The 22,303-nt window shown below is 67.2% G+C and carries 19 protein-coding genes and 2 riboswitches; of the genes, 8 read left to right on the top strand and 11 right to left on the bottom strand.

Translation table 11 applies throughout. From position 1 onward, the window contains the following. The first annotated feature begins 46 nt into the window (after positions 1 to 46). The 3 genes from ACFY5D_RS20640 to ACFY5D_RS20630 all read left to right on the top strand — a co-directional run bounded on the left by ACFY5D_RS20640 (position 47) and on the right by ACFY5D_RS20630 (position 2,370). A complete protein-coding gene (locus ACFY5D_RS20640) occupies positions 47 to 625 on the top strand; it encodes a DinB family protein (RefSeq protein ID WP_387534198.1) in 579 nt (192 codons plus the stop codon). 12 nt (positions 626 to 637) lie between these two features. Then, a riboswitch (SAM riboswitch) is annotated at positions 638 to 747 on the top strand. Between the two features lie 20 nt (positions 748 to 767). Then, a complete protein-coding gene (locus tag ACFY5D_RS20635) occupies positions 768 to 1,040 on the top strand; it encodes a hypothetical protein (RefSeq protein ID WP_387534196.1) in 273 nt (90 codons plus the stop codon). Positions 1,041 to 1,266: 226 nt separating this feature from the next. Beyond that, complete coding sequence (locus ACFY5D_RS20630; protein ID WP_387534194.1) at positions 1,267 to 2,370, top strand: VIT1/CCC1 transporter family protein; 1,104 nt, start codon at positions 1,267 to 1,269, stop codon at positions 2,368 to 2,370. Between the two features lie 76 nt (positions 2,371 to 2,446). On the opposite strand, the gene ACFY5D_RS20625 is transcribed toward ACFY5D_RS20630, so the two are convergent. Both ACFY5D_RS20625 and ACFY5D_RS20620 read right to left on the bottom strand, forming a co-directional pair. Beyond that, a complete protein-coding gene (locus ACFY5D_RS20625) occupies positions 2,447 to 3,442 on the bottom strand; it encodes an ROK family protein (protein ID WP_387534192.1) in 996 nt (331 codons plus the stop codon). Continuing rightward, entirely contained in the window at positions 3,439 to 4,644 is a 1,206-nt protein-coding gene (locus tag ACFY5D_RS20620; RefSeq protein WP_387534190.1) for an LOG family protein, read from the bottom strand. The genes ACFY5D_RS20625 and ACFY5D_RS20620 overlap by 4 nt, the downstream gene beginning before the upstream one ends. Before the next feature lie 231 nt (positions 4,645 to 4,875). On the opposite strand from ACFY5D_RS20620, the gene ACFY5D_RS20615 reads away from it, so the two are divergent. Next, on the top strand, positions 4,876 to 8,205 hold the full coding sequence (locus tag ACFY5D_RS20615; protein ID WP_387534188.1) for an SNF2-related protein: 3,330 nt from the start codon (positions 4,876 to 4,878) through the stop codon (positions 8,203 to 8,205). Here the strand turns inward: ACFY5D_RS20615 and ACFY5D_RS20610 are convergent. Beyond that, positions 8,202 to 8,822 carry a TetR/AcrR family transcriptional regulator C-terminal domain-containing protein gene (locus ACFY5D_RS20610; RefSeq protein ID WP_387534186.1) on the bottom strand — a complete coding sequence of 207 codons (621 nt, stop codon included), beginning with the start codon at positions 8,820 to 8,822 and terminating at the stop codon, positions 8,202 to 8,204. The genes ACFY5D_RS20615 and ACFY5D_RS20610 overlap by 4 nt on opposite strands. 212 nt (positions 8,823 to 9,034) lie before the next feature. Here ACFY5D_RS20610 and ACFY5D_RS20605 point away from each other — a divergent pair, with 212 nt between their 5' ends. Both ACFY5D_RS20605 and ACFY5D_RS20600 read left to right on the top strand, forming a co-directional pair. Continuing rightward, positions 9,035 to 10,069 carry an agmatine/peptidylarginine deiminase gene (locus ACFY5D_RS20605; protein WP_387534184.1) on the top strand — a complete coding sequence of 345 codons (1,035 nt, stop codon included), beginning with the start codon at positions 9,035 to 9,037 and terminating at the stop codon, positions 10,067 to 10,069. Next, positions 10,066 to 11,625, top strand: coding sequence for an APC family permease (locus tag ACFY5D_RS20600; RefSeq protein WP_387534182.1), 1,560 nt, complete (start codon positions 10,066 to 10,068; stop codon positions 11,623 to 11,625). Before ACFY5D_RS20605 ends, ACFY5D_RS20600 begins: the two co-directional genes overlap by 4 nt. A 72-nt stretch (positions 11,626 to 11,697) precedes the next feature. Here the strand turns inward: ACFY5D_RS20600 and ACFY5D_RS20595 are convergent, their stop codons facing one another. Continuing rightward, positions 11,698 to 12,753 (bottom strand): zinc-dependent alcohol dehydrogenase family protein, encoded by a 1,056-nt coding sequence (locus ACFY5D_RS20595; protein WP_387534180.1) that lies wholly within the window; start codon positions 12,751 to 12,753, stop codon positions 11,698 to 11,700. A 153-nt stretch (positions 12,754 to 12,906) separates the two neighbouring features. Next, positions 12,907 to 13,035, top strand: a riboswitch (SAM riboswitch). A 21-nt stretch (positions 13,036 to 13,056) separates the two neighbouring features. Between ACFY5D_RS20595 and ACFY5D_RS20590 the strand changes: the two genes are divergently transcribed. Further along, on the top strand, positions 13,057 to 13,344 hold the full coding sequence (locus tag ACFY5D_RS20590) for a hypothetical protein (RefSeq protein WP_387534178.1): 288 nt from the start codon (positions 13,057 to 13,059) through the stop codon (positions 13,342 to 13,344). A gap of 57 nt (positions 13,345 to 13,401) precedes the next feature. On the opposite strand, the gene ACFY5D_RS20585 is transcribed toward ACFY5D_RS20590, so the two are convergent. The 7 genes from ACFY5D_RS20585 to ACFY5D_RS20555 form a co-directional block, all read right to left on the bottom strand. Then, the gene (locus ACFY5D_RS20585) at positions 13,402 to 14,409 is read right to left on the bottom strand and encodes a PDR/VanB family oxidoreductase (RefSeq protein WP_387534177.1); all 1,008 of its coding nucleotides are present in this window, start codon (positions 14,407 to 14,409) and stop codon (positions 13,402 to 13,404) included. Next, complete coding sequence (locus ACFY5D_RS20580) at positions 14,406 to 15,581, bottom strand: histidinol-phosphate transaminase (RefSeq protein WP_387534176.1); 1,176 nt, start codon at positions 15,579 to 15,581, stop codon at positions 14,406 to 14,408. The genes ACFY5D_RS20585 and ACFY5D_RS20580 overlap by 4 nt, the downstream gene beginning before the upstream one ends. A 53-nt stretch (positions 15,582 to 15,634) precedes the next feature. Continuing rightward, entirely contained in the window at positions 15,635 to 16,402 is a 768-nt protein-coding gene (locus tag ACFY5D_RS20575; RefSeq protein WP_387534174.1) for an amino acid ABC transporter ATP-binding protein, read from the bottom strand. Beyond that, positions 16,399 to 17,355 (bottom strand): amino acid ABC transporter permease, encoded by a 957-nt coding sequence (locus ACFY5D_RS20570; protein ID WP_387534172.1) that lies wholly within the window; start codon positions 17,353 to 17,355, stop codon positions 16,399 to 16,401. The genes ACFY5D_RS20575 and ACFY5D_RS20570 overlap by 4 nt, the downstream gene beginning before the upstream one ends. Before the next feature lie 11 nt (positions 17,356 to 17,366). Then, positions 17,367 to 18,269 carry an ABC transporter substrate-binding protein gene (locus ACFY5D_RS20565; RefSeq protein WP_387534170.1) on the bottom strand — a complete coding sequence of 301 codons (903 nt, stop codon included), beginning with the start codon at positions 18,267 to 18,269 and terminating at the stop codon, positions 17,367 to 17,369. A 192-nt stretch (positions 18,270 to 18,461) separates the two neighbouring features. Beyond that, on the bottom strand, positions 18,462 to 20,138 hold the full coding sequence (hutH, locus tag ACFY5D_RS20560; protein WP_387534168.1) for a histidine ammonia-lyase: 1,677 nt from the start codon (positions 20,136 to 20,138) through the stop codon (positions 18,462 to 18,464). Next, positions 20,116 to 20,901: an IclR family transcriptional regulator gene (locus ACFY5D_RS20555; protein WP_387534166.1), complete on the bottom strand. Its 786-nt coding sequence runs from the start codon at positions 20,899 to 20,901 to the stop codon at positions 20,116 to 20,118. The genes hutH and ACFY5D_RS20555 overlap by 23 nt, the downstream gene beginning before the upstream one ends. A 180-nt stretch (positions 20,902 to 21,081) precedes the next feature. Between ACFY5D_RS20555 and ACFY5D_RS20550 the strand changes: the two genes are divergently transcribed. Beyond that, positions 21,082 to 22,290, top strand: coding sequence for a cytochrome P450 (locus tag ACFY5D_RS20550; protein WP_387534164.1), 1,209 nt, complete (start codon positions 21,082 to 21,084; stop codon positions 22,288 to 22,290). Positions 22,291 to 22,303 lie beyond the last annotated feature (13 nt).

Here is a 22,303-nt window from a genome sequence, read left to right as displayed (position 1 = left end):
CATGCACCCTAGCCAGCGGGGCATACCCGCTCCTAGGCTGTAGCCCATGGACGATCTGAAGAACCACCTGCTCACGTACCTCAATGCTTCCCGCGAGGCGGTGCTGTGGAAGGCCGAGGGTCTGGGCGACTACGACCTGACACGGCCCCTGGTGCCCAGCGGAACCAACATCCTGGGCCTCATCCAGCATCTGGCCGGCGTGGAGCTCGGGTATTTCGTGGAATGCCTGGGGCAGACCGTCGAGCACCCGCGATTCATCGCGTTGAATGAGAGCGACGACCCCGACTACGACATGTGGGTTCCGGCGGAGATCCCCAGCGCGGACATCCTCGATTACTACCGCAGCGCCATCGACTCGGCCAACCGGAACATCGCGGCGTTGCCGCTCGATGCCCCGGCGACGGTCCCGTGGTGGGCGCCGGAGAAACGGAACACCACCATCGGTCGGCTGCTCATCCACATGAACGTGGAAACCGCCCGCCATGCCGGGCACATCGACATCGTGCGCGAACTCATTGACGGCAGCGCCGGGGATCGTCGCATTTCCCCCAATTTGCCCGATTATGACGCAGCGGCGTGGACCGATTTGTACCAAAAAATTCAGCTGGGGGCCGAGTCGCGATAGTGTGGTGACCAGCTTCACGAGATGCGGCGCCAAGCTCCGACTGGCCGCGCACCAACCCCAGGTTCATGGGTGGTTCGGATGAAGAAGCGGCCGGCGCCACAAGGCGGCGGCAAGAGCTAGTGAAAGGCCGGCCGCTGCCGCCATGGAACACACCGTCCCCGTTTTGCCCCTCTTTGACCTCCACCGCGCCGTCGTCGAATTGAACCTGCACGGTTCCTGGCGCAGCTTCCATGTCAACGACGCGCCCGCCGTCGCCCGCGCCCTGGCGGACTCGGTTGCGACGCCGCGTTGGGACCCCGCTTCGTCAAGCCTGCTGATCCGCACCCCGGTCACCGGGAACACCGCAGGCCGGACGCACATTTTTAGCCTCGTCGAATTCTCTGAAGCGCGGCCGAAGGCTAAAGTTGTTCGCTGAAGGGGAGTAGTTCCGAATCCACCATTCGTGGTGGCGGCGGTGCGTCGACATACTGGCCGCAAAGGTGCGGCCCGGCAATCCACCCGGGAATCCACGACAGGATTTCCCGGGCGAACGAGACCTTCGGCCCACCATGGTGGTCCGAGGTTCAACGCACCCAAAAACATTGCTTGTTCCTCCCCATCGCATGGCCTCACCCGCCATGAACACCAAACGAGGACGAGACATGACGCCACAAGCGCCAACCCCCACTCCCGCCCAAATCAAACGCTGGCGCCACTACCTGGCCGATGAAATCGCCGAGGGCGCCGTCTACCGCGAGCTGGCCAACAAGCGCACCGGCGAGGAACGCGCCATCCTGCTGGGCCTGGCCGACGCCGAAACCCGCCACGAGGAACACTGGCGCAACCTGCTGGGCGAGCACGCAGCTAAGGCCGCCCGCCCCTCGCTGCGCCGCACGATGCTGCGTTTCCTGGCCCGCCACTTCGGTTCCGTGTTCGTGCTGGCACTGGCCCAGCGAGCCGAGGGCGACTCCCCTTACGCCGCCGACACCGACGCCACCCGCCAGATGGCCGCCGACGAGCTGGTCCACGAGGAGGTCGTGCGCGGACTGGCAACACGCGGGCGCAACCGGCTTTCGGGCAACTTCCGTGCCGCGGTGTTCGGGGCCAACGACGGCTTGGTCTCGAACCTCGCCCTGGTCATGGGCATCGGCGCCACCGGCGTCGCCAGCTCCTTCGTGCTCTTCTCCGGCATAGCCGGCCTGCTGGCCGGCGCGCTGTCGATGGCCGCCGGCGAATTCGTCTCCGTGCGTTCCCAGCGCGAACTGCTCTCCGCCTCCAAGCCCACGCAGATCACCCTGTCCGCGGCCCCGGACCTGGACCTCGACGCCAACGAGCTGGTGCTGGTCTACAAGGCCCGCGGCATGAGCGACGAGGACGCAGCGCACCGCGCGGCCGAACGCATGGGCCTGTACTCCTGCGACTGCAACCCCACGCTGTCCCTGTGGCCCGAGCGCGAGGTGGAAGAACAGGAGATCGAACACGAGGAGATCGGTTCGGCCGTCGGAGCGGCGTCGTCGTCCTTCTGCTTCTTCGCCTCCGGCGCCGTCATCCCGATCCTGCCCTTCATCTTCGGCATGAGCGGCACCCCCGCCATCATGCTCTCCGCAGTGCTGGTCGGCATCGCGCTGCTTGCCACCGGCGGAGTCGTCGGGCTGCTTTCCGGGGCCTCCCCGACCAAGCGCGGCCTGCGCCAGCTGGCCATCGGCCTGGGCGCGGCCGGAGTCACCTACGCGCTGGGCCTGCTCTTCGGCGGCAGCGTCGTCTGACCCCGGGCGCACCAACCTTCGGCGCCGCACGCGAGGTGGCCGGCGGCTCCGTTTCCCACGGACCCGCCGGCCATTTTCACGTCCGGCTGTTTGGTTGCTCCCCGGCTCGCACGCGCCGCTGGCCCAATGCGTTCCGGGCCAGGTCGGCCGCGCCCACCAGCCCCGCGTCCGGGCCCAGGGCCGCGCCGAGAACCCGGGCAAAGGGCCTGTGGCCGCGGCCGCTGAGCGAGCTGCGGTAGGTCCGTTCGGCCGTCTCCAGCAGCAGCGGTGAGGCGGAGCCCAATCCCCCGCCGATCACCATGGTGCCCGGGTCCAGCACCGCAGCCAGGTTGGCGAGGCCCAGCCCCAGCCACTGCCCGGCCTCGACCACCAGCTCGATGCACGCCTCGTCCCCGGCCTCGGCCAGGGAATTCACCAGCTCCCCGGTGACCGCATGCGGGTCGTTTCCCGCGGCCTCGCGCAACCCGTCTGCCACCGGCCCGTGCACCGCCAGCAGGCTGCGGCCCTCGCGGGCCAGGGCGTTGCCGGAGGCGTACTGTTCCCAGCAGCCCCGGTTGCCGCAGGCGCAGCGGTGCCCGCCGGGCACCAGGACCTGGTGCCCGAACTCCCCGGCCATGCCGAAGCGCCCGCGCCGGAGCTTCCCGTCCAGCACCAGCGAACCGCCGATCCCCGTGCCGAGCGTCAGGCACACCATATTGTCCTCGCCGCGCGCCGCGCCGAATCGGTACTCGGCCCAGCCCGCCGCATCCGCGTCGTTGCTCAGCAGCACGTCCCGGCCCAGCGCCTGTTCGAGGTTCCGGCGCAGGGGTTCGTCGCGCCAAGACAAGTGCGGGGAGAAGACCACGGTGCTGCCGGTGGGGTCCATCCACCCGGCGGCACCGACGCCCACCACGGCGCCTGCGCCGCCGGGGCCAAGCTCCCCGACCAGGTCGCATACCGCGGCGAGGACCGCGGCGGGCTCGAATCCCGGGGTGGGGCGCCGGCCCCTGACCAGGACCGTGCCGTTCGGGTCCACCAGCCCCGCGGCGATCTTCGTGCCTCCGATGTCGATGCCGATCGCGTAGGCGCTCATGCCAGTCCGCGCACCCCGGAAATGCCGCCATCGTTGAGGCCCACCAGGATGCTGGCCGCCTCGGCCGGGTCGTCGACCAGGTGGATCAGCCTGCCCATGTGCCGGCCGCGCGCCAGTTCCAGCAGCAGCGGGTAGGCGGGCAGCGTCTGCGTCCAGTGATCCACCCCCACCAGCACCATGGGGCTGATGCTTTCGGCGGCGCCGTAGTAGTTCTCGCAGGCGTCCTGGAAGATTTCCTGCACCGTACCGGCGGCACCGGGAAGGAAGACGATGCCGCCGGAGCACTTCTCCAGCAGCACCGCCTCGCGGGTGGCATTGGCAAAGTACTTGGCGATGTGGGTGGCGAACATGTTCGGCGGCTCGTGCCCGTAGAACCAGGTGGGGATGCCCAGGTTCGGCGTTCCCGACGGCCACCTGTTGCGCACCCTTTCCGCGGCACGGGCCCATCCCGTGATCGAGGTGCCGAAGCTCGGCGCGACGGCCAGCATCCCCAGCGCCTCGTCCAGCGTGGACAGCGGCAAGGCCGAAAGGTATGCCCCCAGGTTTGCGGCCTCCATGGCCCCGGGTCCCCCGCCCGTGGCAACGATGAACCCCGCCCCGGAGAGCGCGTGCCCCAGCCTGGCGGCCATCCTGAATTCCTCCCCGCCGCGCTGTTGCGCGTGCCCGCCCATCACGCCCACCAGCGGCGCGTAGGAGAGGTCCCCCTCCCGGACTTGGGAATCGAGCCTGTTCCCGATCGCGTGGTCGTGCAGGGTGCTGGCCAGGGCCGCGTTCAGCGCGTCATGGGCACCGGCGCCCAGCCGGTGGGAACTCCAGGCGTAGATCCTGGCGTCCGGCACCGATTCGTAGGACCCCTCGGCGATTCCCGAGTACAGCTCATTCCAGCTGTAGAGCTCCCCGCGATAGGGGTCGAACGGCAGCCCGGGGATTTCGGGGAAGACCAGCGCCCCGCCGCCGCGCAGGCGCCGCTCGATTTTCCCCTCCATGTCGCACCCCATGAACACGGAACCGGACGGGCGCAATTTCTCCAGCACCGCGCTGCGTCCGCGCAGATCGACGGATTGGACGTGCCACCCGTGCATGGAGGCGGCAAGGCGTCCTCCCTCGATGGCCAGCGCCGACGTGGCATGCCTGTCAAAGTCACGCAGCGAGGCAATCTCGATCACTCTCGGCAGCGGTGTCAAGGCGGGTGTGCTGTTCATGGAACCAACCTAGTTTCTTTCTTTGTCCCGAATGGCGATTCTAGGCGGAATTGACGTGCAAAGTCCCCGACGCGCCCTGAGCCAATCCCCGGTTGAAGTTGCCGGTTTCCGCGGAAACGTGGACCTTCCCCGCATCGGAAGGGCGGCCCGGTGTTAAATGGCGCCGCGATTAATGCACACCACACTGCCACCGGTTAGTCCTCGGGCCCCGGAACGTGAAACGATAGGAGGATGACCGATTCAGCTTTCCCCATGGTCGATGCGCGTGAAATCCTGCGCGTCGTTGGTGGTGCCGCCTTTACTCGCGGCAAGGTACTTGCCACGGACGCCTCAATGAGCGATATCTCCTGGGACCCCGACTCAGCGATGCTCGCCGGACGGGTCAGCGAGGATGAGAACCCCACCTATTCGGTGGGGATCACCCTGGTCTTCAAAAAGGAAGCCTGGCTCATCGACGAGGGCGAGTGCCCCTGCGGCGATGCGCCCAAGTGCAAGCACGTCGCGGCACTGCTGATCTACTCCAACACCCTGCACCTGCGCGCCAAGGACGTGGTGTTCCGCAGCGCCACCGTCAGCGTTCCGGCCTGGCAGCAATCGCTTCAGCAATTGCTCACGCCCGCCGCCGCACCCAAGAGCGTGTCCTCGGCAAGTGCCAAGAACCCCCTGGCCCACATGGGGTTGCAATTCGAGCTGCAGGACACCACGCTCAGCGCCCACCAGCAGTGGGCCCCGGGCTCGGGCGTCGGGCAGCAGAAGGTCGCAAGCCGCAGGTGGCGGCTGGGCGTGCGCCCCATGGTCCGCACCGGCGCGGAGCGCTGGGTCCGCGGAAACCTGCGCTGGAACACCATCAGCTTCAAGACCTACGGGCTAAACCTGGATGCCGAGCAGCACCGGTGGTTCTGCCAGTTCGTGCCGCTCTACCGCGCCAACGGGCAACTCTACTTCGGCGAGGACAACGACTGGCTATACCTTGACGAGTTCTCTTCCTCGCTGCTCTGGCCGCTGCTGGCCGAGGCGAAGAAGCTCGGCGTGGCACTGATCGGCACCAAGACCAACACCCGGATCACGCTCCTGGAACCGGCCCACGCCTCCCTCGGTGCCACCACCACCCCGGAGGGCATCGAGCTGGCCCCCAGCCTGCTGATCGGGGACGTGCGCATCGACCTTGACGCCGACTCGGCCGCCGGCGCCATCGGCAACCACGGCGTGTACGCCGCCAGCGACGACCACAACCAGATCTTCCTGGGACGGGTCCCCGGCGGGCTCTCGGCCAGCGAACTCGTCATGTTGCACCACCCGGAACCCGTCACGGTGCCGGAAAAGGAATCGGAAGAGTTCTTCTCCCGTGTGTACCCTCGACTGGCCCGCAAGCTGCGCGTCACCAGCCCGGATGCCAGCGTCGAGCTGCCCGCCGTGCTGCCCCCGAAGCTTGTCAGCAAGATCCGCTACGGCTCGCGCGACAACGTGGAACTGGACTGGGTCTTCGACTACAACGGCCTGGTCGTCGAGGCCGAGGACCGCGACACCGTGGTGGAAAGCGCCCTGGAGTCCGCGGCCCTGGACATCCTCAACGACTTCCCCGCCCTGGAATCGGCGGTCCTTGGCCCCAAGCACCTGCAGGGTCTTGACGTCATCGACTTCGTCCGCCGCACGCTGCCGGAGCTGGAGAACCTCGACGGGCTGGTCATCGAGGAAAAGGGCGTCCGCCCCGTCTTCCACGAGCTGACCGAGGCCCCCGAGCTGACCATCACCACCGTCGAATCGGACCGTCGCGACTGGTTCGACCTGGGCCTGCTGATCTCGATCGGGGACCGCCAGATCCCCTTTGCCGACGTATTGCGCGCCCTCTCGAACGGCCAGACCAAGCTGTTGATGCCGGACCGCAGCTACTTCTCGCTGGACAACCCGCTCTTCGAAAAGCTGCGCGCCCTCGTCGCGGAGGCCGGGGCCCTGCGCGACATGAAGGACAAGGACGGGGACCTGTCCATCACGCAGTACCAGCTGTCGCTCTGGGAGGAGCTCGACGCCCTGGCGACCCACATCGAGGGGCCCGATGCGTGGGCGAGTTCGCTCGGCGCGCTGCTGAACCTCAAGGATGCCGCCCCGGCGCAATTGCCTGACACGCTCAACGCCACGCTGCGCCCCTACCAGTTGGAGGGCTTCGGCTGGCTGAGCACGCTGTGGCGCAACGGCCTGGGCGGCGTGCTGGCCGATGACATGGGCCTGGGCAAGACGCTGCAGACGCTGGCGCTGATCCTGCACGCCCACCAGATCTGGGCGAAGCCGCAGGACCACCCTGACCTGCCCCAGGACGCCACCCGTCGTGCGCCGTTCCTGGTGGTCGCACCGACCTCCGTGGTCTCCAACTGGAAGGACGAGGCGGCACGCTTTGCGCCGAGCCTGAAGGTCGCGGCGATCACCGACACCGAGACCCGCGCCACCGCGTCGCTGGCCCAGCTCGCCAAGGACTACGACATCGTCGTGACGTCCTACACGTTGCTGCGCCTCGACGCAGACGCGTATGCGGACATCTCGTGGGCGGGGCTGATCCTCGACGAGGCCCAGTTCGTGAAGAACAAGGCAACCAAGGCCCACCACGTGGCCCGGGACATGCCCGCACGCTTCAAGCTGGCCATCACCGGCACCCCGATGGAAAACAACCTGATGGAACTGTGGTCGATCTTCGCCATCGTTTCCCCGGGGCTGTTCCCCTCCGCCGTGCGCTTCGCGGAAAACTACCAGCGCCCGATCGAACGCCAGGGCCTCGACGAACCGCTGTCTCGGTTGCGCCGGCGGATCCGCCCGTTCATGCTGCGCCGCACCAAGGACGCGGTTGTCACGGACCTGCCGCCGAAGCAGGAGCAGGTGCTGCACGTGGAGCTCTCCCCGGCGCACCGCAAGATCTACGACACGCACCTGCAGCGCGAGCGCCAGAAGGTGCTGCGCCTGGTCGACGACATGGACAAGAACCGCTTTACGATCTTCCAGTCGCTGACGCTGTTGCGCATGCTCTCGTTGGACGCCTCCCTGGTCGACGACGAGTACGCGAACATCTCCAGCGCGAAGCTCGACATGCTCTTCGAGCAGCTCGAGGATGTCGTCGCGGAGGGCCACCGCGCGCTGATCTTCTCCCAGTTCACGTCCTTCCTGAAGAAGGCCGCGGACCGGCTGGAGGAGGCCGGCACGCCGTACGCCTACCTTGACGGCTCCACGCGCAAGCGCGCCGAGGTCATCGACTCGTTCAAGTCCGGCGCCGCGCCGGTGTTCCTGATCTCGCTGAAGGCCGGCGGCTTCGGGCTGAACCTGACCGAGGCCGACTACTGCTTCCTGCTGGACCCGTGGTGGAACCCCGCCGCGGAGTCGCAGGCCGTCGACCGCGCCCACCGCATCGGGCAGACGCGCAACGTGATGGTTTACCGGATGGTCGCCAAGAACACCATCGAGGAAAAGGTGGTGGCGCTGCAGGATTCCAAGCGCCAGCTGATTTCCTCGGTCATGGACGAGGGCGCAGGGTTCGGCAAGGTGCTCAACGCGGACGACATCCGCGAATTGCTGCGCTAGGCAACCTGAACATTCGAGGCGGCCTGGAGCGAGAATCCCGCCAGCAGGATCTCCAGGCCGTACTCGAATGTCCTCTGCGCCCTGTCGCTGACCGCCAGGCCCGCCTCGAGCGCGGCGCGCCAGGCCTCCGACGAATCCTCGTTAGATTCCCACACCTGGGACGGCGCCGCGGCGTCCAGTGCCGAACCGAGCACAAAGGAATCCAGCACCGTGATCGCGGCCAGCGAGTCGCTTGCGCTGAATCCGCCGCGGGCAAATGCCTCGGCGAGCAGGTCGTAGACCCTCAGCGTCAGCTCGTCGCGGACCGTGTGCGACGTGAGCAGCGGGATGAGCCGCGGGTGCTTGGCATAGGAACGCATGTAGCCCTTGGCGATCTGCCGCAGGGTCTGCACCCAGTCCGCGTCCGGATCGGGCAACTCGATTTCCCCCATGGCCTGTCCGCGCATCATCTCGATGATGTCGTCCTTCGACGAGACGTGGTTGTAGAGCGACGACGGGCTCACGCCCATGACCTTGGCCAGGCGCGGAATCGTGAATTCCCCGTGGGCGTCCACGATCTCTAGTGCCGCCGCGGCAATGGCCGGTGCCGAAAGTTTCGGGCTGCTGGGTCGTGCCATCGAAGAAGACTCCCTGGGTTGTTGTGCGCTTGACCCGAGTCTAACGAATGAAGTTCGTTTTAGCCCTTGCGCAACGTGACGCAAGGCACCATACTAAAACGAACGACATTCATTTACTGTGACAGGAGGCTCCCGCCCCGGTGCATCCGGGCGGGACGCGGCACGGCCAAGACACTCCCGTTCAGGCAGCACACATCCGCAGGAGCAACACCATGAGCTGGACCATGCCCGCAGAAACCTCGGCGCAGAAGCGCGTCTGGATGGCATTCCCCCACGAGGGCTACACCCTCGGCGAGACCGACGCAGAGGCCCACGCGGCCCGCTCCACCTGGGCCAACGTTGCCCACGCAGTGGCCGAGTTCGCTCCCGTGGTCATGGTCGTGGATCCCGCCGACACCGCGATCGCGGCGGACTACCTCGACGGGAGCATCGAAATCCGCACCGCGGAACTCAACGACGCGTGGATGCGCGACATCGGCCCGACCTTCGTCACCAACGACGCCGGGGAACTTGCCGCCGTCGACTGGGTCTTCAACGGCTGGGGCGCCCAGGACTGGGCGGCCTGGGACAAGGACTCGAAGATTGGCGCGCAGGTCGCCGAATGGGCCGGCGTCCAGCGCATCGCCTCGGCACTGGTCAACGAGGGAGGCGGCATCCACGTCGACGGCGAGGGCACGGTGCTGGCCACCGAAACCGTCCAGCTGGACGCCGGACGCAACCCCGGGATCACCAAGGAAGAGGTCGAGGCCGAGTTCGCCCGCACCCTCGGGGCCACCAAGGTCCACTGGCTGCCCCGCGGCCTAAGCCGCGACTCCGAAGAATTCGGCACCCGCGGCCACGTCGACATCGTTGCAACCATCCCCTCCCCCGGAAACGTCCTCGTCCACACCCAGCACAACCCGGAACACCCCGACCACGCCGTCAGCCGCGAAATCATCGCCTCCTTCAACGGGGCCACCGACGCCGCCGGACGCCCGTTCAACGTCATCGAGGTACCCGCCCCGGCCACGCTGCGCGACGAGGAAGGCTTCGTCGACTACAGCTACATCAACCACCTGGTCGTCAACGGCGGCGTCGTCGCCTGCACGTTCAACGACCCCAACGACGAAAAGGCGCTGGCCGTGCTGGCCGACGCCTACCCGGGACGCAAGGTCGTCGGCGTCGACGCCCGCGAACTCTTCGCCCGCGGCGGCGGAATCCACTGCATCACCCAGCAGGAACCAGCCGCAAAGGACGACGAGTCATGAGCCAGTCCACGCTGAAACAAGCGTCCGCAAACACCCAGGCGCCCTCGTCGGCCACGGGCCCGGTCCGCGGCAAGGGACTGGCGTCCGGCCAGCTGGGGCTCTTCGCCGCGGTCATGATCGGCATCTCCACCATCGCCCCGGCCTACGTGCTGACCTCCTCGCTGGGCCCCACGGTCCAGGCCATCGGCACCCAGCTGCCGGCCATCTTCATCATCGGCTTCATCCCGATGTTCCTGGTCGCCCTGGCCTACCGGGAACTGAACGCGGACACCCCCGACTCCGGCACCACCTTCACCTGGGTGAGCCAGGCCTTTGGCCCGGCCCTGGGCTGGCTGGGCGGCTGGGGCCTGCTGGCGGCCAACATCATCGTGCTCTCCAACCTCGCAGGCGTGGCGGTGGATTTCTTCTACCTGTTCCTGGCCCAGGCCACGGGCAACCCCGCCCTGGCCGACCTGGCCGGCAACAACGCGATCAACATCCTCACCTGCCTGGCCTTCGTCGGCGCGGCGGTCTTCATCGCCTGCCGCGGGCTGACCACCACGCGTCTGGTCCAGTACGTCCTGGTGGGATTCCAGCTGGTCGTGCTCGCCTGGTTTGCCGTCGGAGCCTTCTCCAAGGCGGCCGGCCAGCCGGGGCACCTGGCCTTCGACGCCTCCTGGTTCAACCCGATGCACATCGATTCCTTCTCCGCCTTCGCGGTTGGCCTGAGCCTGTCGATCTTTGCCTTCTGGGGCTGGGACGTGTGCCTGACCATGACCGAGGAAACCAAGAACGGCGAGAAGACCTCCGGCATGGCCGCGGCTCTGACTGCCATCGGCGTGCTCGCGATCTACCTGGTCGGTTCCATCGCCACGGTGATGTTCGCCGGCGTCGGGGACACCGGGCTGGGCCTGCGCAATCCGGAGAACTCCGCTAACGTCTTCACCGCCATTGCGACGCCGGTCATGGGCCCGTTCGCGATCCTGCTCTCGCTGGCGGTGCTGTCCTCCTGCGCCGCGTCGCTGCAGTCCACCATGATCTCCCCGGCCCGCTCGCTGCTCGCGATCGCGCACCACGGCGCCCTGCCCAAGCGGTTCGGCTCCGTCAACAAGTTCAAGTCACCCGCCTTCGCCACGATCGTCGCCGGCGGCGTCTCGGCCGGCTTCTACGCGCTGATGCGGGTGTTGAGCAACAACGTCCTGAACGACACCATCCTGGCGCTGGGCATGATGATCTGCTTCTACTACGGAATCACGGCGCTGGCCTGCGTCTGGTACTTCAGGCACACCGCACTGGACTCGCTGCGCAACTTCCTGCTGCGCCTGCTGGCCCCGTTGCTGGGCGGCATCGCACTGGTTGCGGTCTTCATCCAGACCGCTGTCGATTCCTGGGATCCGTCCTACGGATCGGGATCGGAGATCTTCGGCATCGGGCTGGTGTTTGTCATCGGCGTGGGCATCATCGCCCTGGGCGCGCTGTTCCTGGTGGGCGCGGCCGTGCGCCGGCCCGAGTTCTTCGCGGGACGCAGCCTTCCGAAGCGCGCTCCGGCCTCCGAGCGCAGCCACGAGAACGCATAGAACAGACAGCCACGACAGGGGGCCGGCATTGGCGGGGATACGATTCCTGTCAGTGCCGGCCCCCTGTGCGTCCTACGGCACCAGCATGACCTTGATGGAGCGGCGCTCGTCCATGGCCCGGTAGGCTTCCGGCGTCTGTTCCAGGGGCATCACGGTATCGAAGACCAGCCCGGGATTGATCTTCCCGGCCAGCACGTCTTCCAGCAGCGCGGGCAGGTAGGCCCGGGTGCTGGCGGCCCCGCCGGCCACCGTGATGTTCTTGGAGAAGAGCTCGTAGAGCGGCAGCGGGTTTTCCCCGTGCGGAACTCCGACGAAGCCGATTGCGCCGCCCGGCCTGGTGCAGGCCAGCGCCTGGCCCAGGGACTCTTCGGTGCCCACGCATTCGAGGACCGAGTCGGCAAGCACTCCCCCGAGCAGCTCGCGCACCTTCGCGGCGGCTTCCTTCCCGCGTTCGGCGACCACATCGGTGGCCCCGAATTCGCGGGCCAGCTCCGCCCTGTCTGCATGCCTGGACATGGCGATGATCCGGGTGGCGCCCAGTCGCTTGGCGGCCAGCACCCCGCTCAGGCCCACGGCTCCGTCGCCGACCACCACAACGCTGCGGCCGGGTGCCACCTTGGCCCCGAGCGCGGCATGGTGTCCGGTGCCCATCACGTCCGAGAGCGCGAGCAGCGACTTGGCAAGCGCCTCGTCCGGCTCCGTGACTCCGGGGACCGGCACCAGGGTGCCGTCGGCGTTGGGGACGCGCACGGCCTCGCCCTGGCCGCCGTCCACCGGCAGGCCGTTTTCGTCGTTCCCGCCCCAGACTGCGCGGTGCTCGCAGGCCACCTGGACGCCATTTCGGCACGGCGGGCAGGTTCCACAGCTGTTGGCCCAGGGGGCCACCACGAAGTCCCCGACCTTCAGCGTTGCCACCTTGTCCCCGGCAGCGGTGACGACGCCGATGAATTCATGGCCGATGCGCCGCGGCTTCGGGATCTCGTTGACCCCGCGGTAAGGCCACAGGTCGGACCCGCACACGCAGGCGGCGGTGACCTTGACCAGCGCGTCGGTGTCGGCGAGCAGCACCGGGTCGGGGCAGTCTTCGACGCGGATGTCCCGCGGTCCGTGGATCAGTGTGGCGCGCATGGTGTACCTCCGGAAGCTGGGGTTGGATTTCTATTCTTCCCAGCCTATGCCTCCCGGCCGGGTGCAGGCTGCACTGCGACCCGATGACGGATTGTTGCGGTTCCTGACCCCGCGGTGGCTAATTGTCCGTTCACCCACGTATGGTTGGAACAGCTTCACGAATTCTGGTTGCTTATGGCAAAGCTCCGACTGACCAGGTACCAACCCCATTGTTGTACGGCGGGTGGTTCGGATGACGAAGCGGCCTTCGCACGCACACCTGCGGCAGGGCAAGGACAACCAGCTTCAAGGACCGTGACACCCATGTCCCACAACACGTATGCAGCACCCGCAACCACAGCCAATCCCCTGCCGCGCTTTGCCGGCGATTGGATCACCGCCTGGCTCGATTACGACCCAGGAACCGGTCTCCTGCAGCTGGGCGCCGGACCGTCCGAATGGCTGCTGGAGGCGCTCGCCCCGGAAAAGCTCGCCTCAGCGCTGGACGGACGCGGGCCGACGGAGGTGCAGTTCAACCCGGAACTTTCCATCCTGCTGCTGCCCGGCGCCTTCACCGCGGCCGGAACCTCGTTCTTCAGGTTGCGCGACTGACGTTCCAGGACCCCCGGCCGTGCTGGACCGCCAGCCGCGCAACCGGGCCGCCTGCTCCTAGATGTCCAGGACCAGTCGTTTGCCCTTGCAGCGTGAAACGCAGATCATCATGGTGTCCCCGGCCTCGCGCTCCTCGTCGCTGAGCAGCGAGTCGCGGTGGTCGACCTCCCCGGACACCACCGGTGTTTCGCAGGTGCCGCAGATTCCTTCGCGGCAGGAATTCAGGACCCGGACGCCCACCTGCTCCAGGGCGCTGAGGATGCTGGTGCCCACCGGCACCTTCACCTCCAGTCCCTGGGTGGTCTCCACCGTGAACTCGTGGTCCCCTGCCGCCGGCGCGCTCGCGGCCGGGTCGGCGACAAAGCGCTCGAACCTGTAGCGGGACGAATCCTGCCAGTCGGCGGCGAGGCCGGAAATGAAATCGAGCAGCGGGCCCGGGCCGCACACGTAGGCATGGAAGGCGGCCGAGGGGTCCCCGAGCAGTTCCGGAAGCGGGTAGAACCCGGACTCGTCGTCGGCGTGCAGGTGCACCTTGTTTCCGTAGGCGGCCAGCTCCTCGGTGAACGCCATGGAGCTGCGGCTGCGCCCCAGATAGACCAGCCGCCACGGCACACCGGATTCCTCGGCTGCGCGCAGCATGGGCAGGATGGGGGTGATGCCGATGCCGCCGGCGATGAACAGGTACTCGGGCGCCGGGGCCAGCTCGAAGTTGTTGCGCGGGTGCCGCACCTTGACCCGTGCGCCGGGGCGCAGGTCTTCATGGATGTAGGCAGAGCCGCCGCGCCCCGCGGGTTCGCGCAGCACGCCGAGCCGCCAGCGGGCATCGCCCGGCGCCGAACACAGCGAATACTGGCGCAGCAACCCGTTGGGGAGCAGCACGTCGATGTGCGAGCCGGGGCTCCATGCCGGCAGGGCCAGGCCGGCCGGGTGGGCCAGTTCCAGGGACACCACCGAATCCGATTCGCGGTTGATCCCCGCCACCTCAACGTCGAAGAATCCGTCCTCCGAAACGAGGATTCCCCCTCGCGGGTCTTCAACGACGGGCTGTTCGCTTGTGCCGATCACGATGCACCTCCAGTGCGGTGTATTTCAAAGCTGTGGTCTTGCGGGGTGGGTGGGGTGGTTTGTGCCGGCGCCGGCTGCCGGCCGAGTTCGTCCAGGGCTGCCAGCACCGCCAGCGAGGCCTCGCGAGGGGCGATGCTCACGCGCACGCCGGACCCGGCGAAGGCGCGCACCGACACCCCGTGCGCCGCGCAGCTTCGTTCGATGTCCGCGGCCCGCGCGTCGGTCTCCGGGATCCAGAGGAAGTTTCCCCCGCTGGGCGGGATGCTGTAGCCGCGGGCGGTGAGTTCACGGTGCAGGAAAGCGCGTTCTTCCAAGACCGCATCCACGGTGCCGCGCAGGTGGTCGGCATCCGCCAGCGCCGCCACGGCCCCTGCCTCCGCCACGGCGCTGAGCCCGAAGGGAGGGGCCACGGCGCGGATGGCCCGCACGACCGCTTCCTGAGCCAGCAGGTATCCCGCCCGCACCGCCGCCAGCCCGTAGGCCTTGGAAAAGGTCCGCAGGATGGCAAGGTTCGGGTAGTCCCTCAGCAGTTGCAGCGTCTGCCCGGAGTCGCCGGAGAATTCGAGGTAGGCCTCGTCGAGCACCACCAGCACGTGCCCGGGCACCGCGTCGAGGAAGGATCCGATCTCCCCGGCGTCCAGCACCGTCCCGGTGGGGTTGTTCGGGTTGCAGAACAGCACCACCTTGGTGCGTTCGGTGACGGCCGCGGCCATCGCCCCGACATCGTGTCGGTGCGCCGCGTCCAGCGGCACCTCGACGCATTCGGCCCCGGCCAGGGTGACAAGTATGGGGTACGCCTCGTAGCTGCGCCACGCGTAGAGCACCTCGTCGCCCGGCCCGGCGAACGCGTTGAGGATCTGTCCCAGCAGCGCCAGGGAGCCGGCGCCAACCGCCACCTGCGCGCCGGGCAGCCCGAGCCCCTCGGCCAGGGCCGCCACCAAGCGGTCCCCGGCCAGGCTCGGATACCTGTTGGCCCCTTCCACGCTGGCGGCCATGGCCTCCCGGGCCGCCGGCGAGGGCGGCATCCACGACTCGTTGGAGGATGCCACCCACCGCACCGTTCCGGCGGACGCCGACCGGGAGTAGCCGGGCAGCCGGCCCACCAGGGCCCGCGGTTCGGGAGTCGATACTTCGGTCAGTGATACTGCGGTGTTCAGTCCTTGCCCGTTCATCTGGACGTTCCCTTCTCCGGCTGTGCGGATGGTGCGGGTGCGAGTGGTGCGGGCTAGGCCAGCACCTTGGAGAGGAACGCCTGGGTGCGGGGTTCCCGCGGGTTCTCCAGCACCTGCCTGGGGTCCCCGGATTCGACGAGCTGCCCGTCGGCCATGAAGTGGACGACGTCCGCGACCTCCTTGGCGAAGCCCATCTCGTGGGTCACCACGATCATGGTCATCCCGGAGGCAGCCAGCGACGTCATCACGTCCAGCACCTCGCCGACCAATTCCGGATCCAGGGCCGAGGTCGGTTCGTCGAAGAGCATGAGCTTCGGCTTCAGGGCCAGCGCCCGGGCGATGGCCACGCGTTGCTGCTGGCCGCCGGAGAGCTGCGCGGGATAGTGCTGGTACTTGTCGGCCAGCCCCACCCGGTCCAGCATCTCCATACCCTCGGCCAGCGCCTGGGCGCGCGGCATCTTCTGCACGATCAGGGGCCCCTCGATCACGTTCTCCAGCGCCGTGCGGTGCGGGAAGAGGTTGAACTGCTGGAACACCATGCCCACGGAGGCGCGCTGCCTGGCGGTCTCGTTTTCCTTAAGCTCGTGCAGCTTGTTGCCGGCTCGGCGGTAGCCGATCCGCTCGCCGTGGACCCAGAGCTCCCCGTCGCTGATCTTTTCCAGGTGGTTGATGCAGCGCAGGAAGGTGGACTTGCCGGAGCCCGAAGGCCCCAGCAGGCAGGCCACCTGCCCCGCCTGCACCTCCAGGGAAATGCCCTTCAGGATTTCCAGGTGCCCGAATGACTTGCGCACGCCCTGGGCGCGCAGGACTGGTTCGCTCATTTGCTCGGCTCCAATTCCGGTTCGATGCTTGGCGAGGCCCCGGTAGGGGCCCCCGGGAGGGCCGCCGCGGCCGCGGGCGCCGCGGGTTTCCTGCCCTTGACGGGGGTGAAGCCGCGCTCGAAGTGGCGCTCGACGAAGTACTGGCAGACCGAGAGCACCGCGGTGACGGCCAGGTACCAGATGGCCGCCACGATCAGCAGCGGGATGGTCTGGAAGTTCCGCGAGTAGATGATCGAGACGCTGGTCAGCAGCTCCGAGTAGCCGATCACGATCACCAGCGAGGTGTACTTGAGCATGCCGATGGTCTCGTTGCCGGTCGGCGGGATGATCACCCGCATGGCCTGCGGCAGGATGACCCGCCGCATGGTCTGCAGGCGGGACATGCCGATCGCCTTCGCGGCCTCCGTCTGCCCGGGCGGGATGGCCCGGATCCCGGATCGCACGATCTCGCCCATGTACGCGCCCTCGTTCAGGCTGAGGCCCAGCAGGGCCGCGGTGAACGGGGAGATCACCGAGTTGGTGTCGATGCTCAGCAACTCCGGGCCGAACGGAACCCCGATCCCGATGTTGGGGATCAGCGCCGCCAGGAAGAACCAGAACAGCAGCTGCACCATGAGCGGGGTGCCGCGGAAGAACCACGAGTACGCCCAGGCCGCGGTGGAGAGGATCGGGTTTGCCGAGAGCCTGCAGACGGCCACCACGATCCCCAGCGCGATGCCGATGAGCATGGAGATCGCCGTGAGCATCAGGGTGCGGCCGAGGCCGGACAGCACCGGCTTGGCGAAGAGGTACTGGCCCACCACGTCCCAGTGGAAGCGCTCGTTGGCGAACATGCCGTAGACGAGCATCGCCAGGATGCCGATGACCACCACCGCGGCGATCCAGCGGCCCACGTAGCGGGCGGGTACCACGACCAGTCCGGGTTCCTCCGCCCGGCGTGCACGCGAAGTCATTGGACGCGATGTCATTGCTTCACGCCGTTGACCGGGAACGATTCCAGGGAGTGGTCTGCCATGTTGTACTTCGTCAGGATCTTGTCGTAGCTGCCGTCGGCCTTGATGGCCTCAAGCCCCTTCTGGATCGCGGTCATGAGCTGTTCCTGGTCCTTGGGGAAGACTATGCCGAAGGCAAGGTCCTGGTAGCGCTCGCCCATGGCCAGGGCGCCCTTGGACTCGGCGGCGATGACCGAACCGGAGGTCGAATCCACCAGGAAGACATCCACGCGGTTGGACTGCAGGGCCAGCACCGCCTGGTTCTGTCCGGCGAAGATCGTCACCTCGACCTTCGGTTTGCCCGCCTCCTCGCACTTCTTGGAGGCCTCGGCCGCGTCGGCGTCCTCGGTGGTACCCTTCACGATGCCGACGTGGGCGCCGCACAGGTCGTCCAGGGTCTTGAACTTCTCCGCGTTGGCGCTCGAGGTCATGACCCCGCCGCCGGCGGAGAAGTAGTCCAGGAAGTTGACCTGCTTCTGGCGTTCCACGGTGTCGGACATGGCCGACATCGCCATGTCGTAGCGGGCCGAGGCGAGGCCCGGGATGATCGCGTCGAAGGCGATGTTGTCGAAGTCCATGGTGACGCCCAGCTGCTTCTCCAGCGCGTCGGCGATTTCCCTGTCGATACCGATGATGGTGGTGCCGTCGGTGTCGAAGGACTCGAACGGCGGGTATTCGACGTTGCTGGCCACGTTGATGGTTCCGGCCGACTGGATCTTTTCCGGCAGCTGCGCAAAGAGCGGTGCGCTGGCCGCGGCTTCCGGGACCTTCTTTTCCGCTTCTGCGTTCCCCCCGCAGGCGGTCAGGGCAAGCAATGCGGCAAGGGCAAGGGCGCCCAGTGCTGCGGGACGAGCGGTGCGAGTCGAGTTTTTCATGGTTTTTTCTCCCTGTGAGTGAGCTCGGAACTGCTGGAGTGATTGGTTTGCATCGGCGTCGATGCGGGTGGTGCGACCCTGGAATGGGGCAGGGTTGATGGAGCCACCGGCGGTTGCCGGCGGGCTGGATGGGTGGATTGGATGGGTGTTGAGTGGTGGGCGGCCGGGCGGATCCCGGCCGGTTACGTCCGGCTAGCCGGCGAGGACCTTGTTGACCGTCTCGACGACGGCGCCGCTGTGCACCAGATCCAGTGCCTTGCGGACCCGGGGATAGAGCACGACGTCCTTGCGGATGTGGTCCACGGGCCGGCCGTCGGCGGACTTGGAGGACCGCACCAGTTCCAGGGCGGCGGCGCTGGCCGGGCCGGGCCGCGCGTCCCCGGTTTCCTGGCGCATGGCCCTCAGCTCAAGGGCCTGGGAGGCCATAAGCAGCTCGATGCCGACCACGGATTCGATGTTGGCCACGATCTGCCGCGCGTGGCGGCCGGCGTTGTTGGCCATCGACACGTGGTCCTCCTGGTTGGCGCAGGTGGGGATCGAATCGACCGAGTCCGGGTGGGCGAGGGTCTTGCAGTCGGAGACCAGCGCCGCGGCCAGGTACTGCGGCAGCATGTAGCCGCAGTCCATCCCGGTCTGCTCGCTGTCGATGAGCATGTCCGGCAACCCCCGGTTCAGGGTGCCGTCGTCGAGGCGGAAGAGCCTGCGTTCGGTGATGTTGCCGATCTCGGTGACCACGATCGAGATGAAGTCGGCGGCGAAGGCGACGTATTCGGCGTGGAAGTTTCCGCCGGACACCGCCTTGAGCTTGCGGGTGTCTGGCAGCGCCGGGAAGATCAGCGGGTTATCGGTGGCCGCGTTGATCTCGTTGTCGATGATGCCCGCCGCGAAGCCCAGCGTGTCCTTGATGGCGCCGAAGACCTGCGGAACGCAACGCAGCGAGTAGGCGTCCTGCGGAGGCTGGCGAACCGGGTCGGTCGAGGCGTTTCCGTCGATCAGGGTGGATCCGGCCAGCAGTTCGCGGATGCGTGCGGCGACCTCGATCTGTCCGCGCTGGCCGCGCGCCTGGTGCAGTTCGTCGATGAATGCGTCACCGAAGCCCATCAGCGCCTCGATGCTCATCGCGGCGGTGATCTGGGCTGTTTCCAAGAGGTTCTGGGCGTCGTAGAGCGCCAGCGCCGCCTGGGCGCAAGAGAACGAGGTGCCGTTGAGCAGGGCCAGTCCGTCCTTGGCACCCAGCGGCAGTCGCTCGATGCCGGCATGCCGCATCGCGGCGATGCCGCTGACGACCTTGCCGTCCAGGAGGGCCTCACCCGAGTCCAGTTCCTCGTCCTCGCCGGTGTGCGATCGGGACATCACGATGGCCACGTGGGCCAGCGGGATGAGGTCGCCGGAGGCGCCGAGCGAACCGTACTCCGGGATCGCGGGGCAGACGCCCGCGTTGAGCATCTTGGCCAGGGTGGTGATGATTTCCGGGCGGACCCCGGAGTAGCCCTGGGTCAGGCTGACGATGCGGATGAACATCGTCGCCCTGACCACCTCCTCGTCCACGTTGCGCCCGACGCCGGCGGCGTTGGAGAGCACCAGCCGGCGGGAGAGCTCGGCGGCATCCGACGGTTCGGCGAAGGCCCGGCGCCCAGCCAACGAGCCGAAACCGGTGTTGATGGAGTAGATCGGCGGGGTCTGCTTGCCGGGGCCCATCTGGTCGACCACGCCTTGGAGCCATTCTTGGCTCGGGCGCATGGCCTCGAAGACGGCCTCGTCGATGACCACCGGACGGCGGTGCCGGGCAACCTGGATGAGGTCATCGAGGGTGGCACGGTGAACGCCGATGGTCACCGGTGCCGTCTCAGCCAATACTGCTGTAGTCATCAAGGGTCTCCCTGGTTGATTTGTTCGGAGTGCTTTCTTGCAATGCGTGGGTAAGTTTGTTGGCGGACTCGCGAATGACCCGCAGCGTGGAGGAAATCCAGAGCTTTGAGCCGCATTGGCCTTCGGGGCCGGCCACGTTGATGGAGCAGACGACTTCGCCGTGGTTCACCACGGGGACGGCGATGGACACCGACCCGGGATCGAGTTCGCCGCGCGAGAGGACGTATCCGGAGGAGCGGATCTGTGAAATGGAGGCCAGGATCTGCTCGCGACCCAGGGTGTTTTGGGTGAACCGGGCCATCTGTCCGGAGAGTACCTGATGCACCACCTCGGGCGGCGCCCAGGCAAGCAGCAGGCGTTGACCGGCGCCCGCGTGGAGGGGCAGCAATTCGTTGACGGCGAACGAGTATTTCAAGGACTTGTCGGGTTCCACCCGGCGAAGGCACATGGCCTGGGAACCGATGCGCACGATCATGACCGCGGTTTCCCCCACCTGGTCCACGATTTCACGCAGGACCGCGTTTCCGACCTCGGACAGGAAGGACTGGGCCTGGTGCTGGCCGGAAACCCTGAGCATGACCTGCCCGGGGCGGTAGTGTCCTTCTTCCTCGATCACGAAGTTTTGTTCGCGCAGCGCCCTGAAGTACCGGTATGCGGTGCTGGAGGGAATGCCTAGTTTGCTCGCCACCGCGTCGACAGTGACATCGCCGTCGGCGGCGACCTCGGCCAGGATGCTCAGACCCCGCTCAAATGACGTTGCCATCCCTCGTCCCTCCCTTCGGCTTTTCGTGTGATGCAAGACATATATTCAGGCATTGCAACGATGTTCCATGCTGCGCAACGGAAGAACAATTCGGGTTCTCACTATGTGGGAATCGCACTAACCCCAACTTTCACATCGCGTTAGGTTGATGGCATTCACCACTACTTTGGGGAGGCACCCTTGGACTCGAAACTGGCCGGCGCGACGGCACCCATATTCACGGAAGACCCCTACTCAACCGAACATCTCGCGGATCCCTACGCACTCTTTGAACGCATGCGCGAGGTTGGACCCGTGGTCGAAATCCAGGAACACGGCGTCCTCGCAGTCACCCGCTTTGATGAATGCAAAGAAGTCCTAGATGACTACCGGACCTTCATCTCCGGCGCGGGTGCCGGGCCCAAGAATTTGCACCACGAACCCAGCTGGCGGGCCCAGGGCATCATGGAATCCGATCCACCGATCCACACCCAGATGCGCCAGGCCATGGCCGGGGTCATCTCCCCGCGCGGGGTTCGTTCGTTGCGTGCCGGGTTCGAGGAGTACGCGACCGAGCTCGTTGACGAACTCCTGGAACGCGGCGAATTCGACTTGATCAAGGACATGTCCGAGGTCTTCCCGCTGCGGGCATTCGGCGACGCGGTGGGCATCCCGCGGGAAGGGCGGGCCGAAAACCTCCTGACGCTCGGGGCCGCAAACTTCTCCACCTTTGGGCCCGACACGCCCCTGGCCCGTGAGCACTTTGCCGCCGGCGCCGGCACGAACGACTGGGCCATGGCCAACACGGCCCGCGAGCGCTTGAGCCCCGGCAGCCTCGGGGCACAGATCTGGGATTATGCGGACCGCGGCGAAATAACCACCGCGCAGGCGGCACTGTTGGTGCGGGCCATGCTCTCGGCGGGCCTTGACACCACCATCTTCTCCCTCGGGTCCACGTTGCTGACCCTGGTGCGCCACCCCGAGCAGTATGCCAAGGTCCACGAGAATCCCAAGCTCGTGAAGTTCGCCATCGACGAGGCGTTCCGGTTCGAGTCACCGTTCCAGTCCTTCTACCGCACGACGAGCGAGGCTACGGAGATCGGCGGCGTCGCCGTCCCGGAGGACACCAAGGTTGCAGTCTTCGTGGGCGCGGCGAACCGCGACGAGCGCCGCTGGGGTCCCACCGCCCACGAATACGACATCACCCGGCAGTCCGGCGGGCACCTGGCCTTCGGCATGGGCATCCACCAGTGCGTGGGTCAGCCGCTGTCCCGCCTTGAAATGGATGTGCTCATCACCGAGCTGGCGAACCGGGTGAAGTCCATCGAGCTGACCGCCGAACCCGAGCAGTTCATGCACACCACCCTGCGTGGTTGGAAGTCCATTCCGGTGAGGGTCACCGCGGCCTGAACAGCTCCCCCGC

Source organism: Paeniglutamicibacter sp. NPDC012692 (assembly GCF_042901625.1).
In the GTDB taxonomy this organism is placed as follows: Bacteria; Actinomycetota; Actinomycetes; order Actinomycetales; family Micrococcaceae; genus Paeniglutamicibacter.
This window is presented reverse-complemented; position numbering and strand designations above follow the sequence as displayed.

Excerpts from the sequence above, each read along its gene's own strand:
- ACFY5D_RS20620 (WP_387534190.1), bottom strand. The coding sequence starts at position 4,644 with ATGAACAGCACACCCGCCTTGACACCGCTGCCGAGAGTGATCGAGATT.
- ACFY5D_RS20570 (WP_387534172.1), bottom strand. The coding sequence starts at position 17,355 with ATGACTTCGCGTGCACGCCGGGCGGAGGAACCCGGACTGGTCGTGGTA.
- ACFY5D_RS20565 (WP_387534170.1), bottom strand. The coding sequence starts at position 18,269 with ATGAAAAACTCGACTCGCACCGCTCGTCCCGCAGCACTGGGCGCCCTT.
- ACFY5D_RS20575 (WP_387534174.1), bottom strand. The coding sequence starts at position 16,402 with ATGAGCGAACCAGTCCTGCGCGCCCAGGGCGTGCGCAAGTCATTCGGG.
- ACFY5D_RS20640 (WP_387534198.1), top strand. The coding sequence starts at position 47 with ATGGACGATCTGAAGAACCACCTGCTCACGTACCTCAATGCTTCCCGC.
- ACFY5D_RS20610 (WP_387534186.1), bottom strand. The coding sequence starts at position 8,822 with ATGGCACGACCCAGCAGCCCGAAACTTTCGGCACCGGCCATTGCCGCG.
- ACFY5D_RS20595 (WP_387534180.1), bottom strand. The coding sequence starts at position 12,753 with ATGCGCGCCACACTGATCCACGGACCGCGGGACATCCGCGTCGAAGAC.
- ACFY5D_RS20605 (WP_387534184.1), top strand. The coding sequence starts at position 9,035 with ATGAGCTGGACCATGCCCGCAGAAACCTCGGCGCAGAAGCGCGTCTGG.
- hutH (WP_387534168.1), bottom strand. The coding sequence starts at position 20,138 with ATGACTACAGCAGTATTGGCTGAGACGGCACCGGTGACCATCGGCGTT.
- ACFY5D_RS20615 (WP_387534188.1), top strand. The coding sequence starts at position 4,876 with ATGACCGATTCAGCTTTCCCCATGGTCGATGCGCGTGAAATCCTGCGC.
- ACFY5D_RS20555 (WP_387534166.1), bottom strand. The coding sequence starts at position 20,901 with ATGGCAACGTCATTTGAGCGGGGTCTGAGCATCCTGGCCGAGGTCGCC.
- ACFY5D_RS20580 (WP_387534176.1), bottom strand. The coding sequence starts at position 15,581 with ATGAACGGGCAAGGACTGAACACCGCAGTATCACTGACCGAAGTATCG.
- ACFY5D_RS20590 (WP_387534178.1), top strand. The coding sequence starts at position 13,057 with ATGTCCCACAACACGTATGCAGCACCCGCAACCACAGCCAATCCCCTG.
- ACFY5D_RS20630 (WP_387534194.1), top strand. The coding sequence starts at position 1,267 with ATGACGCCACAAGCGCCAACCCCCACTCCCGCCCAAATCAAACGCTGG.
- ACFY5D_RS20635 (WP_387534196.1), top strand. The coding sequence starts at position 768 with ATGGAACACACCGTCCCCGTTTTGCCCCTCTTTGACCTCCACCGCGCC.
- ACFY5D_RS20600 (WP_387534182.1), top strand. The coding sequence starts at position 10,066 with ATGAGCCAGTCCACGCTGAAACAAGCGTCCGCAAACACCCAGGCGCCC.
- ACFY5D_RS20625 (WP_387534192.1), bottom strand. The coding sequence starts at position 3,442 with ATGAGCGCCTACGCGATCGGCATCGACATCGGAGGCACGAAGATCGCC.